Genomic DNA, 17,589 nt, shown 5'->3' with positions numbered 1-17,589 from the left:
ATTCGGTATTTGAGACGCGGTGATCGGGACCGAAGCGAGAGCGAAACTGACGGCCGCCCGGCGGGATATGGTATATAGGCGTTTCGCGAGCGGCGGACGGCGCTCAGGGCGACCAGCCCGTCGGTCAGTTCCCGGTCGCGGCGGCCGCGACCGCGCCCGCGAGGTAGCCGCCGATCACGCCCAGTCCGGTCACCAGCGCGAGGGCCGCGGCGAGGTCGGGACCGGCCGTGACGCCGGCCGCCTCCGATGTCGGGATCCCGTCCGCGTCGGAGATCGGCACCCTCCCATCGGCCGCGTGGCGCGTGAGCGGCACCCGGGAGACCCACCACAGCGCGAGCATCGCCGGGAGGTACCCCAGCGTCGCGCCCACCCCGGTCGCGGCGCCGGCGAGCAGGTCGTCGATACCGAGGTACCGGACGGCGGTCGCGACGCCGAGACCGAAGGTAAGAGGCACTAGACGGAGCGGCCACAGCGCGGCGTCCGACTGTATCAGCGGATGCCCGAAGATTACGAGGTTCGACAGCCCCGGACCCGTCCGTATCCGGATCCAGTGCGCGTCGAAGAGGAACCAGATCGCTCCCTCGACCCCGAGGATCGGTCCGCCGACCATCCACCGGGCGATCTCCGAGTCTCCCGGCGACACGCCGGCGACCGCGAGCCCGATCCACGTCGTCGCCAGCCCGGCGAGGGCCGCACCGCTCCCGCAGGCGACGGCGACGCGGAGCCACCCGGGCGGGAGCGACACGAGCGAGCCCAGCGTGGTTCGCTCTCCCGTCGACATCTCGGACCGGCCGTTCCCGAGCGAGCGGCATATGCTTTCTCACGGATCGACGGAGGTCTCAGACCGGTTCCGCGAGGACAACCGCTTTGACCGTCGCCCGAGCAGGGTGAGGTATGAACCGAACGCGGCTCGACGACCGCCTCGTCGACCTCGATACGGACGGCTACCTGCTCGACGCCTCGCAGGAGGACGCAAACCAGCTGTACCTCTCCGGGTTCACCGGGCCCGACCCGTTCCTCACGCTGTACGCCGACGGCGAGGTCCACCTCCTCGTCAGCGGGTTAGAGTACGGCCGCGCGACGAGCGAGGCCGCGGCCGACACGGTGGAGCGCCACGCCGACTACGACTACGAGTACGGCGGCCGCGAGGAGCGCAACGACATGTACGCCGCGTTCCTCCGCGACAAGGGCGTCGACTCCGTCTCGATGCCGCCGCGCGGCCCGGTCGGCACCGCCGACGCCCTCCGCGAGCGGGGGATCGATGTCGCCGTCGACGCCGACGACCGGCTCCAAGCGGTCCGCGCGGTGAAGACCGACGAGGAGATCGACGCGATCCGCGAGGCGCAAGAGGCCAACGAGGCCGCGATGCGGGCCGCCGAGGAGCTGATCGCCGGCGCCGACGTGGCGGGAGAGAGCGACGAGGCGGAGACGGGAGTCTTGCTCCGTGACGGCGAGCCGCTCACCAGCGAGCGCGTGACCGAGGAGATCGAGGTGACGCTGCTGCGTCACGGCTGCGCGCTCGACGAGACGATCGTCGCCGGCGGCGCGCAGGCCGCGGACCCCCACGACCGCGGCTCGGGCCCGCTCCGCGCGAACGAGGCGATCATCGTCGACATCTTCCCGCGCTCGAAGGCGACGAAGTACAACGCCGACATGACGCGGACGTTCTGCGTCGGCGAGCCGAGCAAGACGCTTCGCGAGTGGTACGACCTCACCGAGCGCGCGCTGAACGCCGCGCTCGACGCCGTCGAGCCGGGCGCGACCGGCGAGGAGGTCCACGCCGCCGCCTGCGAGGTGTACGAGGAGGCGGGCGAGCCAACCTTCCGGACCGACCCCGACACCGAGACCGGGTTCATCCACTCGACCGGTCACGGGATCGGCCTCGACGTCCACGAGTCGCCGCGGCTCGCGAGCGGGGGCGAAGAGTTAGAGCCCGGACACGTGATCACGGTCGAGCCCGGGCTCTACGACCCGGATATCGGCGGCGTCCGCATCGAGGACCTCGTCGTCGTCACCGAGGACGGCTACGAGAACCTCACCGACTACCCGATCCGGTTCGCGGCGGAGTGAGTCCCTATTGGATCTGACCGGGCAACCCCCGGCCTGTCTGACCGCGATCGGAAGCCGCTTTGACCCGTACCGGGAACGGCGACCGTGAACTGGCGGTACGAACACACGGCGCTCGCGCTCTGTACGCTCGCGTTCACCGGCACGATGGTGGCGCGGCTCGTCGTCAGCCCGCTCGTCCCGGAGATCACGACGCGGTTCGACGTGACCAATGGCACCGTCGGGCTCGCGCTCAGCGGAATGTGGCTCACCTACGCGCTGACGCAGTTCCCCTCCGGGATCCTCGGCGACCGGTACGGCGAGCGCCGCGTCATCCTCGCCGCGGTCGGCGCGACCGCCGTCGCGTCGGTGCTGCTCGCCGCGTCGCCGTCGATGCTCGCGTTCGGGCTGTTCGCGGCCGCGCTCGGCGTTGGTGCCGGCCTCCACTACTCGGTCGCGACGACGTTCCTCACGCGGCAGTTCGACGACACCGGCCGCGCAATCGGCGTTCACGTCGCCGGCGGCCCGCTCGCGGGGCTCGCCGCGCCGCCCGCCGCCGCGCTCGTCGGGTCGCGGTACGGCTGGCGCGCCGGCGTCCTCCTCGGCGCCGCCGTCGCGGTCCCCGTCTTCGTCCTGTTCGCGTGGCGGGTCCGGCCGACCGATCCCCTCCGTCCCGACCAGCCGATGGGCGAGCGGTTCGCGCTCGGACCGCTCGCCGAACTGCTCTCGCGGCGGGAAATCCTCTACACGACCGCGCTGGCGACGATGGGCGCGTTCACGTGGCAGGCGACCGCCTCCTTTCTCCCGACGTTCTTAGAGGTCGGGACCGGCCTGTCGAGCGCGCTCTCCGCGCTGCTGTTCTCGGTGTACTTCCTCGTCCACGGCGGCACGCAGCCGGTGACCGGGTCGGTGTCCGACCGGATCGGCCGCGACGCCACCGCGATGGTGACGATGGGCGCCGGCGTCGTCGGCTACGGGACTCTCGTCGCGGCCGCGGCCCTCGACTTGGGCCTCCCCGCCGTGATACCGGGCGTCGGCCTCGTCGGCCTCGCGATGTCGTGGGGCGCGCCGGTCCAGTCGCGGTTCATGGACCTGCTGTCCGACGCCGAGCGCGGCGCCGGCTTCGGGCTCGTTCGGACCGCGTACATGGTGACGGGCGCCTCCGGCAGCGTCGTCGTCGGCGCCGTCTCCGACGCCGCGGGGTGGCCCGTCGCGTTCGGGCTGCTCGCCTGCGTGATGGCGCTCGGGCTGGCGACGCTGTCGGCGAACCGGCTGCTGGGGCTGGGGTACTGAGCCGAGGTTGACTCGAGAATGAGCGGAGCGCGCGGCGGCTCAGAGCCGGTCGTCTTCGATGCTGCCCGGGTCCTCCGCGGTGTCGAACATGTTGTTCTCCGCGCCGTCGAGCATCTCGTCGCGGGGCTCGTCGTCGACGACGCTCACGTTGTACGCCTCGATTCCGGACGCGATGAGGTCCTCCGCGGCCTGCTCCTCGGAGACGAACTCCTCGTCTGCCAGCTGCTGAAACTCCGCGTACACGTCGTCCGAGAGGTTCAGCTCGAAAGTGGGCATACCCTCCGTTCCGGCCGAACGCTTTTAAATTGTTTCCTCGATGGGGGACGTGTCCGGAGCGGCTGGTACCAGTGACCGACGAGAACGAAACGGTGATCGAGACGTACGACGGCGGCCGTCGGATCGTCCGCGAGGCGCGGAACCGCCCCGACGCGTACCACTTCGAGGGCCCCGACGGACGGATCGCGTCGTTCGAGATTCCGGCGGCGGCGAGGCTGTACGCCGACCTGTACGCGATCACCGGCGGCTTCGACGAGAAAGAAACCGGCAGGCGGGGCGTCCCGCCGACGATCGCTCGCGCCGACGAGGAGGTCCGGATCACCTACCTCGCGGTCCGGTTCTCGGTGACGTACGCCGCGCACGCGTTCGGAATCGATGAGTCGGCCGCTCGCGACGCCGTCGACAGCGTCCACGCGCGGGCGACGGAGCTGCGCTCGCGGGACGGCGAGAACGGCTGAGGACCGCACGCCGGCGACGGCCCGAACATCTGCGGGGTCAGGAGTACCCCGGCGGGCGGTCACCGTACGCACATGCCCGGTTTCCCGTCTCCATTCGGATCCGACGGCGACGACCTGTTCGACGGCTACGACGAGTTCGTCGCGGACGACCTCCCGCGCCCGGGAGCGTTCCTCGACGGCCACGACGTCCTCACGGGGGCGGACCACCTCGCGTTCCACCGCCTCACCCGCGACTGCTTCGAGGAGCGGGGGGTGTACGACATGACGTTCGACTACAACCTCGCGCGGCTGAACCTCGACACGCGCCACGGGGACGCCGGGTTCCGCTACGCCGTCGAGCGCGGCGACGCCGCTGACGCGGTCGACGGGAGCGAAGTCGACGGCGACGCGGCCGACGGAATCGACCGCGTCCTCCGCGCGGAGTTCACGCCGACGACGGCGTTCTGCCCGCAGACGCACACCCTGACCGTCGGCGCGTTCCGGGCGTGGAACGGGCTCGCCGACCGACACGAGTACGACCTCGTCCGGGTTCGCGCGGCCCCGACGCACAACCAGAGCGAGGCGGTGAACGACCGGCTGGCGGAGCTGGAGGAGGCGTACTTGGGGATGGGCGACGCGGAGACGGCGGTCGACGAGGACGTGGGAATCGGGGCGAACCCGGTGTAAAAGGGGCGGAGCGAGCGCGCCGAGCGGCTCGACCGACACACCATTTAAATAGTGACCGCGCGGGGAGTCACAGGTCGCGCCAGGCGCCGAGGAACCGCTGGACCGCCGTCAGGTGGCCGACGACGGCGAACAGCGCGAGCAGGAGGCCGACGACGTTCAGCCCGGCGACGACCGGCGCAGAGTAGACCGCGGCGGCGACGCCGACGATCCCGGCGAGCGCAAGCCGGTCGGCCCGGCCGAGCAGGCCGCCGTACTCGCGGCCGATCCCGACCGCCTGGATCTGCGTGCCGAGGTAGGAGGTGAGGAGGACCCCGGTGACCGCGGCGAAGCCGAGCGCGTACGCCTCGACGCCGGCCGTGAACCCCGCGATGATCGCCACGTCGGCGTAGCGGTCGAGGACGTGGTCGAGGAAGTCGCCGCCGTCGGAGGCGACCTCCTGATGGCGCGCGAGCGCCCCGTCGACCACGTCGAGCCAGCCGTTGAGGAGGACGAGCAGCGCGCCGGCCGCGTAGAGGGGAGACGACCCGGCGGCGAAGGCCCCCGCGGCCGCGACGGCGACGAGGAAGGCGATTACGCTCACCTGATCGGGCGAGAGGCCCAGCCTGTCGGCCGCCGACACCCACGGGCCGAGGAGGCGGTCCGCCACGGACCGGTACTGGTCGAGGGTCATCTACCGTCTCGACGCTCGCGGTCGGCTCATATATAATCGATGAAGTCCACGGTGCCGGCGCTCGGCTCCCGCTCGCCCTCGATCGCGGCGCGGACCGCGTCGGCGACCGCCTCGGGGTCGCGGTCGGTCGCGTCGACCTCGTAGACGTTCTCGGCGCCGTGTTCGGCGACCGCCTCCGAGAGGATCACGTCGAGCGCCTCGCTCTCGGCATTCTCGGCGGCCGTCTCGGGCGACTCGCCGCGCTCACGGAGCCGCGACTCGATCGTCTCGGGGTGACACCGCAACACGACCACGCGGTCGACGTCGAACCGGTGCGCGAGGTGGGAGTCGAGGACGCCGCTCCAGTCGCCGAGATCCTCGCGGACCGCGTCGAGATCGGCGACCAGCGTGTCGCGGTCGGCGTCGCGCTCGGTCCAGAGGTCGTCGTCGGACTTGATCCGGTTGTTGAGGTGGATCACGTCGTAGGCGTCTTCGAGCAGCGCCGTCGCGGTCGTCTTGCCCGTTCCGGGGGTCCCCGTGACGGCGACGCGGTCGGCGCGGCCGCGGTCGGAGTCGGCCGAGGTCTCGGTGCCGTCGGTCACGCGCGAGCCTCGAGTTCCAGGTCCGCGAGCGTCTCGTTGAGCAGTTCGACCGCCTCGCGGGTCTCCTCGCGGGTGCCCGTCGAGATCCGGACGTGCTCCGGGAGGCCGAACGAGGTACAGTCGCGGATTATCACCCCGCGCTCCTGGGCCGCCTCGGCCACGCGCTCGCCGTCGCCGACCGCGGCGAGGACGAAGTTCCCCGCGGAGTCGATGGTGGGCGCGTCGAGCTCGCTCGCGATGTACTCGCGGGCCCAGCGGGCGGACTCGACCGACCGTTCGACGTGCTCGTCGTCGTCGAGCGCGGCGAGCGCGGCGCGGCAGGCGAGTTCGTTCGCCGCGAACGGGGTGTTGACGCGGGCGTACGCCTCACCCCACGCCTCCGGGACGACGCTGTACCCGATCCGGAGCCCCGCGAGCCCGTACGCCTTCGAGAAGGTGCGGAGGACCGCCACGTCGTCGCGCTCGTCGACGAGGGGGATCGCGCTGTCGACCTCGGCGAACTCGCCGTACGCCTCGTCGACGACGAGGAGCGTCTCCTCGGCGGTCGCGTCCGCGATCGCCTCTATCTCGTCGAGTGGCATCGTCGACCCGGAGGGGTTGTGCGGCGAGGTGACGTAGACGATCCGCTCGCCGCCGTAGGCGCGCAGGACGGTCTCCGCGTCCTGCGCGAAGCCGTCGTCGGGGGTGAGCTCGTACTCCGTCACCTCGCCGTGGTGGTACCGCGAGGACATCGCGTAGTAGGCGAAGCCGGGGCTCGGCACCAGCACCTCGTCGCCGGGCTCTAACGCGGCCCGCGAGAGGTAGTCGATCGAGCCGTCGGCGCCCGGCGACACCCACACCTGCTCGTCGTCGACCCCCCACTTCGCGGCGATCTCCGCGGTGAGGTCCGTGTGCGATGACTTCGGGTACTGGTTCACGCGGTCGGCGTGCTCGCGGATCGCCTCGACGGCCGCCGGGCTCGGGCCGTGCGGGTTCTCGTTCGAGGAGAGCTTGATGAGGTCGTCGGGGTCGAGCCCGCGCTCGCGGGCGACCTCCTCGACGCCCCGACCCGGGACGTACTCGGAGTGGTCCGAGAGATCGCGTGGTTGCATGCCCGGAAGTCGGAGACCGGCGGGCTTAAGCGTGGTCTTGGCGGTCGAGGGCTCGCGACGGCACCGCCCCGCGGCTCACGACGACGGGGCGTCCGCGAACCGCCGCTCGGCCTCGGCGACCACGTCCGGCCGCCCCGCGAGCTCGACGGCGACGGTCTCGCCGCAGTAGTCGACGTCCGCGACGACGCCGCGGTCGTACGCCCACGAGAGCGCGGCCTGCGCGTCGCCGCCGTTGGGCGCCTCGACGGTCGCGGTCGCCGTCGGCAACGAGTCCGCCACCGCGTCTGCGAGGTCGGCGAGCCCGGTCCCCTCGCGGACGCTGATCGGAATCGGCGACCGGAGGGCGTCGACGACGGGCGTGTCGCGCGGGTCGAGGTCGGCGACGGCGTCCTCGTACGCCTCGACGGCGGCCGCGAGCCCGTCCGCCCCGACCTCGTCCGCCTTCGACAGCACCGGTATCACCGGGCCCTCTGTCGCCTCGATCGCCGTCAGCGACGCGCGGAGCTTCCGTCGGAGGTCGGCCGGCTCGTCGCTCGCGTCGACGACGAGCAGCGCGCAGTCGGCCGCCCGGACCGCGTCGATGGTCGTCCGGAACGAGCGCACCGCCTCGTGGGGGAGCCCGTCGAGGAAGCCGACGGTGTCGGTGACGAGGGCTCGCCGCCCGCCGACCGTCGCCCGGCGCGTCGTCGTCGAGAGCGTCTCGAACGGCCGGTCCGCGACCGCGAGCGGCCCGTCGCCCTCGGCCGGGTCGCCCTCACCCTCGTCGGCGTCGGCGCGGCCGGCGTCGGTGCGACCGACATCGCGAGCCCCGGCCTCGTCCCCGAAATCGGGGTTGTCGACCTCGTCGGCGAGCCAGCGAGCCAGCGTCGACTTCCCGGCGTTGGTGTACCCCGCGAGCGCGACGAGGTCGAACCCGGCGTCGCGGCGCTCCGCCCGTCGGGCCGCGCGGTCGTCGGCGATCTCGCCGAGCGCGCGCTCGGCGGATTCGATCCGCTTCTCGACGTCGAGCACGCGGCTGTCGCCCTCCGGCTGGAGGCGCACGTCCTCGCTCGCGTCGCGGGCGACCGCCTCCCGGAGCCGGGGGAGTTCGTACCGTAACCGCGCCAGCTCGAGCTGGCGGTCGGCCGCGCGCGAGTCGGCGGCGTCGGCGAACAGCTCTAACACGAGGCGCGGGCGGTCGATCACCGCGGTCCCGGGCGGCAGCAGGTCGCCCAGCGAGAACGTCTGTCCCGGCGACAGTCCCCCGTCGTAGATCACCGCCTCGGCGCCCGCGTCGGCCGCGAGCCGCATCAGCTCCTCGGCCTTCCCGCGACCGAGGTCGTAGGTCGGGTCCTCGCGGCGCCGCTGGGTAACCTCGCCGACCACCGCGTAGCCGGCCGCGGCGGCCAGCTCGCGGATCTCGGTCGTGTCCGGCTGCTCGCCGTCGGACCGGGCCGCGACGACGGCGGGGGTCGCGTCGGCGGCCGTGAGGTCGGTCTCGACGGACGTTCGGTCGGGATCGGCGCCCTGAGAGTCGCTTTTACTCGTTTCGGCGGTTTCGCTCGGTTCTGCGGTTTCGCTCGGTTCGGTCGTCTCGTTCGTCGTGGCGTCGTCTCGTGACATTCGGTCGGGCGCTCGCGTCGGCCCGGAGAGGGGAGCGTCTCGCGCTCCGGTCGCGGCTCTGGGGCGCGTGCGACCGGCCCGTCTCGTGCGGAGCGGGGCGGTCGCGTCGCGCCGCGGCGGTACCGTCAGCGGCCGGCGACGAACGAACTGGTCTCCATACCTCCGACTCTGTGGGCTCGCATATAAGCGTTCACCGGAAACGAGGTGTAGTACCGAACCGCAAAAACGGGGCGGCGCCCGAACGGCGCGCCGCTCAGGGGATCCGAACGTCGTGTTCCAGCGTCCCGACGCCCTCGACCTCCACCTCGACGGTGTCGCCGTCGGAGAGCGCCCCGACCCCCTCGGGGGTGCCGGTCGCGATGACGTCGCCGGGTTCGAGCGTGAGGTACGTCGTGATCTCCTCGATCAGCGTCGGCACGTCGAAGATCATGTGTTCGCGGTCGCTCGACTGCTTCGTCTCGCCGTTAACGCGGAGCTCGACGCTCGCGTCGTCCGGCACCTCGTCGGGCGTCGCGAGGACCGGGCCGAGCGGCGCGGCGCCGTCGAACGCCTTCCCGCGCACCCAGTTCTGCTCGCGGTTCTGGTCGTCGCGGTTCGACACGTCGTTCATACAGGTGAAGCCCGCGACGACATCCATCGCGTCCGCGGCGTCGACCGCCTTGCACTGCTCGCCGATCACGACCGCGAACTCCGCCTCCCAGTCGATCCGGTCCTTGCCGGCGGGGACGGTCACGGTGTCGCCGTGGCTCGCCACCGCGTTCGGCGGCTTGAGGAAGAGGAGAGGGCGGTCCGGTACGTCGTTGCCGAGCTCCTCGGCGTGGTCGGCGTAGTTGCGTCCGATACAGACGATCTTCGAGGGGTCCGTCGGCGCCAGCACGTCGATCGCGGGGTCCGAGAGCGCGTACTCGTCGCCGCCGAAGGCGACGGTGTCAGTCGCTGGGTCGTACTCGCCCTCGCGGATCGATCCGGCCGGGTTGCGGAACCGTGCGCGGTACATACGCGAGCGAACGGGCGGCCGCCCGAAAAGCGTTCCCGGAGAGGCAAGCGACGGCCGCGGGTGTCGGGGCCGCCGACTCACTCGGTCGCTTCCGTGGCCCGCTCGTCGCTGAAGGCGTCGTCCGCGGTGTCCCCGCCGTCGGCCTCGTCCGCGGCGTCCCCGCCGTCGGCATCGTCCGCGGCGTCCCCACCGTCGGCGTCCGCGTCTGCGAAGCCCTCGTCGTCGTGCCCGGCGTCATCGCCGTCCGCGTCGTCGGCCGCGTCCGCGTCGTCGACCGCGTCCACGTCGTCGACCGGGCCCGCGTCGTCCGCCATGTCGTCGAGCGACGGCGAGCCGACGCGGTCACCGAACAGCTCCGACCGGGCGCAGTCGGCGCAGTAGTGGTTGTGCCGCATCGAGTGGGTCCGGACCGGGACGCCGGCGACGACCGTCTCGTCGCGGCGCCGCCTGACGAGGCCGCGCTCGAACGCCTCGCCGCAGACGACGCAGGGCTCCTCGACGGACTCGGGCGGGCGGACGATCCGGTGGTCGACCGTCTTCTTCCGGCCGAACGCCGTGACCCCGTGGCGGCGGTCGAGGCGCCGGCGGACCGGCGGGGCCACGCCGAGGCCGAGCCCGATGAACGCGAGGCCGATCAGGGCGGCAGGCGGGGAACCGCTCGTCGCCGCGAAGTAGGCGATCAGGCCGCCGATCGCCAGCAGTAGCGCGATGAGGATGTACCCGGCAGCGGTCTCCGTCAGACTCTCGCCCGCGGCGCTCGACGGCGCGCGCGCCGCCGTCTCGTCGCCGCGGACGAGCCGCCGTCGCTCCGCCAGCTTGGAGTAGTGCCACCAGCCGTACAGCAGGTTTCCGATCCCGCTGGTGAAGATGAAAAGCAGGATGTGGACGCCGACGGATCCGATACCGCGGTCGACGAGGACGACGCGGTCCCCGTCGTCCCGCTCGACGTTCCACCCGGCGTCGAGGTGGTCCTGGACGCGGCGGCGGAAGGCGCGGGAACTCTCTCGCGGGGTCGACGCCGAGCGCGACGGGGACGAGTCGGGGTCCGCCGACTCCTCGGTCGCGCGGCCCGCCGGCTCGGACGCGTCGGGCCCGCCGCCCGACCGCGACGCGCCGCAGTTCGAACAGAACCGGTCGTCGTCGTCAAACGCCTCGCCGCACGCGGAGCAGTACGCGGGGTCGGCGGGGTTGCCGAGGTCGGCGCCGCAGTCGGGGCAGAAGCTCGCCCCCGCCGGCACCGCCTCGCCGCAGGCGGGGCAGGCGGCCGGCGGGCCGCCGGGGTCGCTGGTCTCGGAGGGCATCTACTCTGCGTTCGCGTTCGTGCCTGTTAATTGCTTTCGCCGGCGGACGACGCGATCCGCGGCGTCGAGTTTTATTACGGCCCGCCGAGATGTATCGGACGTACCATGGAACTCACCTGGCACGGCCACTCCACGTGGCACGTCGTGGTCGAGGACACGGAGCTGCTCATCGACCCGTTCTTCGACAACCCGAAGACCGACGTCGACCCCGAGGAACTCGACCCCGACTACCTCCTCCTGACCCACGGCCACTCCGACCACATCGCCGACGCGGACCGGTTCGAGGGGGCCACCGTGGTCGCGACGCCGGAACTGACCAACTACGTACAAGAGAACTTCGGCCACGAGCACACACTCCCGGCGGGCGGGATGAACATCGGCGGCACCGTCGAGTGCGGCGACGCGTGGGTGACGATGGTCCGCGCGGACCACTCGAACGGCATCGACAACGGGTACGGCACCTCCGGCGGCATGCCGACCGGGTTCGTCATCGGCGACAAGAAGCCGACTCAGGAGTCCGACGCAGACTGTACCACGTTCTACCACGCCGGCGACACGGGCCTGATGTCCGAGATGGTCGACGTGATCGCCCCGTACCTCGAACCGGACGCCGCCGCTCTGCCCGCCGGCGACCACTTCACGATGGGCCCCGCGGGCGCTGGCATCGCCGCCGACTGGGTGGGCGCCGACGTCGTCTTCCCGATGCACTACGACTCGTTCGGCCCGATCGAGATCGAGACCCGCGAGTTCGTCAACGAGGTGAAGGCCGCGGGCGCCGCCGCCGAGCCGGTCGTCCTCGAGGGCGACGAGACGTACACGCTGGACTGACTCTCAGAGAGGGCGGCCCCATCGGTGATTCCACCTTTTTTCCGAGCCGACCGCGTAGCGACGCGACCGTCGTTCGGTGAACGCGACCCTCGCCCCGGCAGCGACGTCCCGTGTCGGCAGCCTTTAGCGGTGGGAGGCCGAAGCCACACTCGACTATGGCAGACATCGAGACGTCCACGGTTTCCGAGGAAGGGTACGCGAGCACCAGTCAGGTCGGCGAGTTCGACCTCCAGATCGACGCGACCGACGAGACGGGCCCGAACCCGAACGCGACGCTCGTCGCGACGTACGCCTCCTGTTATCTTCCGGCGCTCCGCGTCGGCGGGAGCCAGCGCGGCGAGGAGGACCTCGGCACGATCCAGATCGACGCGAGCGCCGAACTCGACGACGACGACGACCTCGAATCGATCGCCTTCGATGTCCACGTCGAGGCCGACCTCGACGACGAGACCGCCGCCGACATCGCCGAGCGCGCCGAGGGCATCTGTCACGTCCACAGCGCGCTCCGCGAGGGGCTCCACGCCGACGTCAGCGTCTACCCCGGCGCGTTCTAAGGCCGGACCGCCGCACCGACCGTTCCTTTTCGCAGTCGGTTCGGACGCGCGACCCGCGCTCAGTCCCGGGGCTCGACCGCCTCGCCGGGCGACTCCGACGCCTGCGGCGACGGGTCCGGGCGGTCGACGCCGGTGAACTCGAACCGAGCGCCGCCGCGCTCTCCCTCCGTGACCACGACGTCCCAGCCGTGCGCCTCGGCGATGCGCTGGACGATCGAGAGCCCGAAGCCGGTCCCCGTCTCGGAGGTGGTGTAACCGCTCTCGAACACCTTCTCGCGCTCGTCCGGGCCGATCCCGGGCCCGTCGTCCTCGACGTAGAAGCCGTCCGGGAGGTCGCCGACGACGACGCGCTCGCCGCCGTGTTCGGCGGCGTTGCGGAACAGGTTCCCGAGGAGCTGCCGGACCCGACCCGGGTCGGCGCAGATCTCGCCGTCAGCGCCGACGTCGACCTCGATCGGAGCGGCCTCCGCCTCGCCGTCAGCGGCGTCGCCGGGGTCGCCGGCGTCGCCGCCGAACGGGTCCTCCCCGTTCGCCGATCCGAACGCGTCGTCGCTGTATCCGGCGGCCAGCTCGCCGAGGTGGACGCGCTCGAACGACCCGACCGCCTCGCCCTGCTTCGCGAGCGCGAGCACGTCCTCGATGAGCCGCTCCATCTCGTCGAGCGCGCGCTCGCAGCGGTCGAAGTAGGAGTCGTTCCCCGTCTCGCGCGCGAGCCGGAGGTACCCCGAGAGGACGTTGAGCGGGTTCCGGAGATCGTGCGAGACGATGCTCGCGAACTCGTCGAGCCGCTCGTTCTCCCGCTCGATGCGGCGCTCGTACGCCTTGCGCTCCGAGATGTCGCGGCTGCTCGCCAGGAACCGGTCCTCGCCCTGGACGTCGATGCGCCGCACGTGGACCTCGACCGGGAACGTCGAGCCGTCCGCGCGGGCGAAGGTCGTCTCCAGCCGGACCGTCTCGTCCATCTCCAGCCCGTTCCAGAGCCGAACACCCTCCTCCGGATCGAGCTCGGTGTCCACTTCCCAGACGTCCATGCCGACCATCTCCCCGTCGTCGTAGCCGAGCGCATCGGTCATCGCCCGGTTCGCGTCGACGATCTCGCCCGCCTCGTCGTGGATGTCGATCATGTCCGGCGAGCGCTCGAACAGCGCCTCCAACCGCGCCGTGGTGCGTTCGAGCCGCTGCTGTCGCCGCCGCTCGTCGGTCACGTCGCGGGAGATGCCGAGAATCCCGTCGAACTCCCCGTCGATGACGAGGCGGGTCAGGCCGTAGTCGACGATCGCCTCGGACTTCCCGGGCAGGTCGACCTCGACCGTCCCGGCCAGCGAGCCGCGTTCGCCGTCGACGAGGGCGTCGTACCGGTCGCCGTCGCCCGCCGCCCGAATGCGGTCGACGAGGCGGCTCTCCCGGCCGACGAGCGCCTCGGGATCGGCCGCTAACACGTCGGCGGTGTGGTCGTTCGCGAGCGCGATGCGGCCGTCGGCGTCGTAGATACACACCGACTCCGGCAGCTCGTCGACGATGCGGCGGTACCGCTCCAGCTCGCGCTCTCGCTCCTTCTCCTCGGTGACGTCGATGTGGATGCCGACGGCCCGGAGCGGCTCGCCGTCGTCCGTCCGCTCGACGACCCGGCCGCGGTCGCGGATCCACTTCCAGTCGCCGGACTTCGTCCGCATCCGGAAGTCGGCCTGATAGAGGTCGGTCTCCCCCGCGAAGTGCGCCTCGATGGCGTCCCAGGCGTCGTCGACGTCGTCCGGGTGGACGCGGTCCTCCCACGCCGACAGGTCGAAGTCGATCTCGTCGGCCTCGTGGCCGAGCATCGCCGCCCACCGCTCGTCGAACCGGACCTCGTCCGTCCGGACGTTCCAGTCCCAGACGCCGACGTCGGCGCCCTCGACGGCCAGCTGGAGGCGCTCGGAGAGCTCGCGGAGCTCCCGCTCCCGTTCCCGCTTCTCCGTCACGTCCCGGAAGTACAGCGCGAGCCCGTCGGGCGTCGGGTAGGCGTTCACGACGAGGTCGGCGCCGAGCCGGTCGACGTGCGCCTCGAACCGCACCGGCTCGCCGGTCTCGGCGGCCTCGCGGAGGGCTTCCTCGCCGTCGGTGTCCGTGGTCTCCGGGAACAGGTCCCAGATCCGCTCCCCGAGCAGTTCGTCGGCGTCGAGGTCGATCATCCGGACCGCGCGGTCGTTGAGGTACGTGATCCGCCACTCGTCGTCGACCTCGCAGAACGCGTCGGAGACGCGCTCCAAGTGCTCGGCGACCCGGCGCTCGCCCCGGGTCCGCGAGACGAGGCCCTCGACGGCGCCCGCGAGCCGAGAGTACTGATCGGACGCCTCTCCCTTGCGGAGGTACTCGTCGACGCCCGCGGAGACCGCCTCGCTGGCGACCGCCTCTGACCCCTCGCCGGTGAACAGCACGAACGGGACGTCGCCGTGTCGATCGCGGACGGCTTCGAGCAGTTCGATCCCGTCGGTCTCCGGCATCTCGTAGTCCGAGACGACGCAGTCGTACGACGACGCCGAGAGCGCGTCGAGCGCCGCCGACGGGCTCTCGACCGGCGTCGCCTCGATCCGGTCGTCGCGCGACTCCAACAGCGAGGCGGCCACGTCCGCGAACCCCGGCTCGTCGTCGACGACGAGCACGCTGACGAGCGAGCGCTCTCGCCCGCCCGTCGACCCGTCGCCGTCGTCGGCACCCTCCGCTTCCCTCATCTGAATTGGTGTTTTCTATTCGACATGATAACCGTTTCGTTCGGTTTCACCGGACGACCGTCGAAACGGCGATGCCGGAACCGACGGGGAGGACCGCGGTCTCCACGGCGTCGTCCGAGCGGACCGTTCCCACGTACTCGCCGATGCCGCGCGTCTCCCCGTCGACCGCGTCGTCCGGGAGCGGTTCGCCCGCCTCGAAGTGCGCGACGAGGGCCTCGAAGTCGATCGGGCCGCGGGTGACGTTGTCGGCGACGATCACGCCGCCGGTCCTGACCTTCGGGAGCACCGTCCGGTAGGCGTCGGCGTACCGCCCCTTCTGGTGGTCGATCAGGACCACGTCGAAGGGGCCGTCGTAGCGGTCTATCGTCTCCATCGCGTCGCCGACCTCGAAGGTGACGCGGTCGGCGTAGCCCCCCTCGTCGGCGAACGCGACGCCCCGTTCGGCCTCGTCGGCGTCGAACTCGGTGCAGACCACGCTCCCGGCGCCGCCGCGGAGGAACCACGTGGCGGAGTAGCCGAACCCGGAGCCGAACTCGAAGACGCGGTCGGCGTCCGTCAGCCGCGCGAGCAGTCGGAGGACCGCCCCCGCCTCGGGGCCGATGATCGGGAACCCCCACTCGTCGGCGAGGTCGGCCATCTCCGCCTGGACCGGCGTGTGTTCCGGCGCCGTCGCGGCCAGGAACCGGCGCGCTGGGTCCGTGAGCACGTCCATGCGAGCGCATCGGACGCGTGTCACTTAAATCGGACCGGCGGGCGCGACTCCCGACGGGCGAGGGCCGCCGGACTGGCACCCGGCCGGCCCCTGAAAACTGTTAAGTCGCGGTCGGTCGACCGATTCGATAATGTACGATCCCGAGGAACTCGCCGAGATCCGGGCGGCCAAGGAGTCGTGGGAGGACGGTACCTACGGCGAGACGGTCGACCGGTTCGGCGAGCGCGAGGAGACGTTCACCACCGACACCGGCGGCCAGGAGGTCGACCCCCTCTACACCCCGGCCGACGTCGAGACGGACTACCGCGAGGACCTCGGTTACCCCGGCGAGGAGCCGTACACCCGCGGCGTCTACTCGACGATGCACCGCGGGCGGCTGTGGACGATGCGCCAGTACGCCGGGATGGGCACCGCCGCGGAGACGAACGAACGCTTCCAGTACCTCATCGACGAGGGGTCGTCCGGGCTGTCGATGGCGTTCGACCTCCCGACGCAGATGGGGTACGACTCCGACGCCGCGATGGCCGAGGGAGAGGTCGGGCGCTCGGGCGTCGCCATCGACACGCTCGACGACTTCGAGACCGTCTTCGACGGCATCCCGCTCGACGAGGTGTCCACGTCGATGACGATCAACGCCCCCGCCGCGGTCCTCCTCGCGATGTACGTCGCGATGGGCGACGAGCAGGGCGTCCCGCGCGACCAGCTCCGCGGGACGATCCAGAACGACATCATGAAGGAGTACATCGCGCGGAACCTCTACATCTATCCGCCGAAGGAGTCGATGCGGCTCATCACGGACATCTTCGAGTTCTGCGCGGCCGAGACGCCGAAGTTCAACACGATCTCCATCTCCGGCTACCACATCCGGGAGGCCGGCTCGACCGCGGCCCAGGAGATCGCCTTCACCCTCGGCGACGGCATCGAGTACGTCGAGGCCGCCCTCGACGCCGGGCTCGACGTCGACGAGTTCGCCCCGCAGCTCTCCTTCTTCTTCAACGCCCACAACAACATCTTCGAGGAGGCCGCGAAGTTCCGCGCCGCCCGCCGGATGTGGGCGCAGATCATGGAGGAGCGGTTCGGCGCGGAGAACCCGAAGTCGAAGCAGCTGAAGTTCCACACGCAGACCGGCGGCTCGACGCTCACGGCCCAGCAGATCGAGAACAACGTCGTCCGCGTCTCCTATCAGGCGCTCGCGGCGGTGCTCGGCGGTACCCAGAGCCTCCACACGAACGGGAAGGACGAGGCGCTCGCGCTCCCGACCGAGAAGTCGGTCCGGACCGCGCTCCGCACCCAGCAGATCCTCGCCCACGAGTCCGGCGCGGCCGACACGATCGACCCGCTCGCGGGGTCGTACTACGTCGAGGACCTCACCGACGGGATCGAGGAGGAGGCGTTCGAGATCCTCGAGGAGGTGGACCGCCGCGGCGGGATGCTGGAGGCCGTCGAGAGCGGGTGGGTCCAGCGGCAGATCCAGGACGTCGCCTTCGAGCGACAACAGGAGATCGAGGCGGGCGAGCGGATCATCGTCGGCGTCAACGAGTTCGAGGTGGACGAAGAGCCGGAGATGGACCTCGAAGAGGTCGACCCGGACCAAGAGCAGAATCAGCGAGACCGGCTGAACGGGGTGAAGGCCGAGCGCGACGACGGCGCGGTCGACGACGCGCTCGCCGGCCTTCGCGAGGCCGCACAGGGGTCCGACAACGTGATGCCGCACATCATCGACGCGGTAAAGGCGTACGCGACGGTCCAAGAGATATCGGACGTGCTCCGCGACGAGTTCGGGGAGTACAAGCCGGGACGGTAGGT

Annotated in this window: 17 protein-coding genes; 7 read left to right on the top strand and 10 right to left on the bottom strand. The window is 71.3% G+C overall.

Going from position 1 to position 17,589, the window contains the following annotated elements; genetic code table 11:
* Positions 1–124: 124 nt before the first annotated feature.
* Positions 125–781 (bottom strand): hypothetical protein, encoded by a 657-nt coding sequence (locus B378_RS0107610; RefSeq protein ID WP_017343215.1) that lies wholly within the window; start codon positions 779–781, stop codon positions 125–127.
* Positions 782–894: 113 nt separating this feature from the next.
* Here B378_RS0107610 and B378_RS0107605 point away from each other — a divergent pair, with 113 nt between their 5' ends.
* Positions 895–2,070, top strand: coding sequence for a Xaa-Pro peptidase family protein (locus B378_RS0107605; RefSeq protein WP_017343214.1), 1,176 nt, complete (start codon positions 895–897; stop codon positions 2,068–2,070).
* Positions 2,071–2,154: 84 nt separating this feature from the next.
* Positions 2,155–3,339: an MFS transporter gene (locus tag B378_RS0107600; protein WP_017343213.1), complete on the top strand. Its 1,185-nt coding sequence runs from the start codon at positions 2,155–2,157 to the stop codon at positions 3,337–3,339.
* 39 nt (positions 3,340–3,378) lie between these two features.
* Here the strand turns inward: B378_RS0107600 and B378_RS0107595 are convergent, their stop codons facing one another.
* Complete coding sequence (locus B378_RS0107595) at positions 3,379–3,615, bottom strand: hypothetical protein (RefSeq protein WP_004595847.1); 237 nt, start codon at positions 3,613–3,615, stop codon at positions 3,379–3,381.
* 71 nt (positions 3,616–3,686) lie between these two features.
* Here B378_RS0107595 and B378_RS0107590 point away from each other — a divergent pair, with 71 nt between their 5' ends.
* Together B378_RS0107590 and B378_RS15835 are read left to right on the top strand one after the other, a co-directional pair.
* Positions 3,687–4,073, top strand: a complete 387-nt coding sequence (locus tag B378_RS0107590) for a hypothetical protein (protein WP_017343212.1) — start codon at positions 3,687–3,689, stop codon at positions 4,071–4,073.
* 72 nt (positions 4,074–4,145) lie between these two features.
* Positions 4,146–4,739 carry a hypothetical protein gene (locus tag B378_RS15835; RefSeq protein WP_017343211.1) on the top strand — a complete coding sequence of 198 codons (594 nt, stop codon included), beginning with the start codon at positions 4,146–4,148 and terminating at the stop codon, positions 4,737–4,739.
* A gap of 67 nt (positions 4,740–4,806) precedes the next feature.
* Here B378_RS15835 and B378_RS0107580 read toward each other — a convergent pair whose 3' ends face one another.
* The 6 genes from B378_RS0107580 to B378_RS0107555 all read right to left on the bottom strand — a co-directional run bounded on the left by B378_RS0107580 (position 4,807) and on the right by B378_RS0107555 (position 10,981).
* Positions 4,807–5,409, bottom strand: a complete 603-nt coding sequence (locus B378_RS0107580; protein ID WP_017343210.1) for a CDP-alcohol phosphatidyltransferase family protein — start codon at positions 5,407–5,409, stop codon at positions 4,807–4,809.
* A 26-nt stretch (positions 5,410–5,435) separates the two neighbouring features.
* Positions 5,436–5,990 carry an adenylate kinase family protein gene (locus tag B378_RS0107575; RefSeq protein ID WP_017343209.1) on the bottom strand — a complete coding sequence of 185 codons (555 nt, stop codon included), beginning with the start codon at positions 5,988–5,990 and terminating at the stop codon, positions 5,436–5,438.
* Positions 5,987–7,081, bottom strand: coding sequence for a histidinol-phosphate transaminase (hisC, locus tag B378_RS0107570; protein ID WP_017343208.1), 1,095 nt, complete (start codon positions 7,079–7,081; stop codon positions 5,987–5,989). Before hisC ends, B378_RS0107575 begins: the two co-directional genes overlap by 4 nt.
* 75 nt (positions 7,082–7,156) lie before the next feature.
* Entirely contained in the window at positions 7,157–8,683 is a 1,527-nt protein-coding gene (locus B378_RS0107565) for a GTPase (protein WP_017343207.1), read from the bottom strand.
* A 253-nt stretch (positions 8,684–8,936) separates the two neighbouring features.
* Complete coding sequence (locus tag B378_RS0107560; protein WP_017343206.1) at positions 8,937–9,680, bottom strand: fumarylacetoacetate hydrolase family protein; 744 nt, start codon at positions 9,678–9,680, stop codon at positions 8,937–8,939.
* A gap of 77 nt (positions 9,681–9,757) precedes the next feature.
* Positions 9,758–10,981, bottom strand: coding sequence for a zinc ribbon domain-containing protein (locus B378_RS0107555; protein WP_017343205.1), 1,224 nt, complete (start codon positions 10,979–10,981; stop codon positions 9,758–9,760).
* Positions 10,982–11,086: 105 nt separating this feature from the next.
* On the opposite strand from B378_RS0107555, the gene B378_RS0107550 reads away from it, so the two are divergent.
* Complete coding sequence (locus B378_RS0107550; protein ID WP_017343204.1) at positions 11,087–11,809, top strand: metal-dependent hydrolase; 723 nt, start codon at positions 11,087–11,089, stop codon at positions 11,807–11,809.
* A gap of 155 nt (positions 11,810–11,964) precedes the next feature.
* Positions 11,965–12,363 carry an OsmC family protein gene (locus tag B378_RS0107545; protein WP_017343203.1) on the top strand — a complete coding sequence of 133 codons (399 nt, stop codon included), beginning with the start codon at positions 11,965–11,967 and terminating at the stop codon, positions 12,361–12,363.
* 59 nt (positions 12,364–12,422) lie between these two features.
* Here the strand turns inward: B378_RS0107545 and B378_RS0107540 are convergent, their stop codons facing one another.
* Positions 12,423–15,071 carry a PAS domain S-box protein gene (locus B378_RS0107540; RefSeq protein ID WP_017343202.1) on the bottom strand — a complete coding sequence of 883 codons (2,649 nt, stop codon included), beginning with the start codon at positions 15,069–15,071 and terminating at the stop codon, positions 12,423–12,425.
* A gap of 46 nt (positions 15,072–15,117) precedes the next feature.
* Positions 15,118–15,783, bottom strand: coding sequence for an O-methyltransferase (locus B378_RS0107535; RefSeq protein ID WP_017343201.1), 666 nt, complete (start codon positions 15,781–15,783; stop codon positions 15,118–15,120).
* Between the two features lie 130 nt (positions 15,784–15,913).
* Between B378_RS0107535 and B378_RS0107530 the strand changes: the two genes are divergently transcribed.
* The gene (locus tag B378_RS0107530) at positions 15,914–17,587 is read left to right on the top strand and encodes a methylmalonyl-CoA mutase (protein WP_017343200.1); all 1,674 of its coding nucleotides are present in this window, start codon (positions 15,914–15,916) and stop codon (positions 17,585–17,587) included.
* The last annotated feature ends 2 nt before the right edge of the window (positions 17,588–17,589 follow it).

The sequence above is a fragment of the Halorubrum sp. T3 genome (genome assembly GCF_000296615.1).
Taxonomy (GTDB): Archaea; Halobacteriota; Halobacteria; order Halobacteriales; family Haloferacaceae; genus Halorubrum; species Halorubrum ruber.
This window is presented reverse-complemented; position numbering and strand designations above follow the sequence as displayed.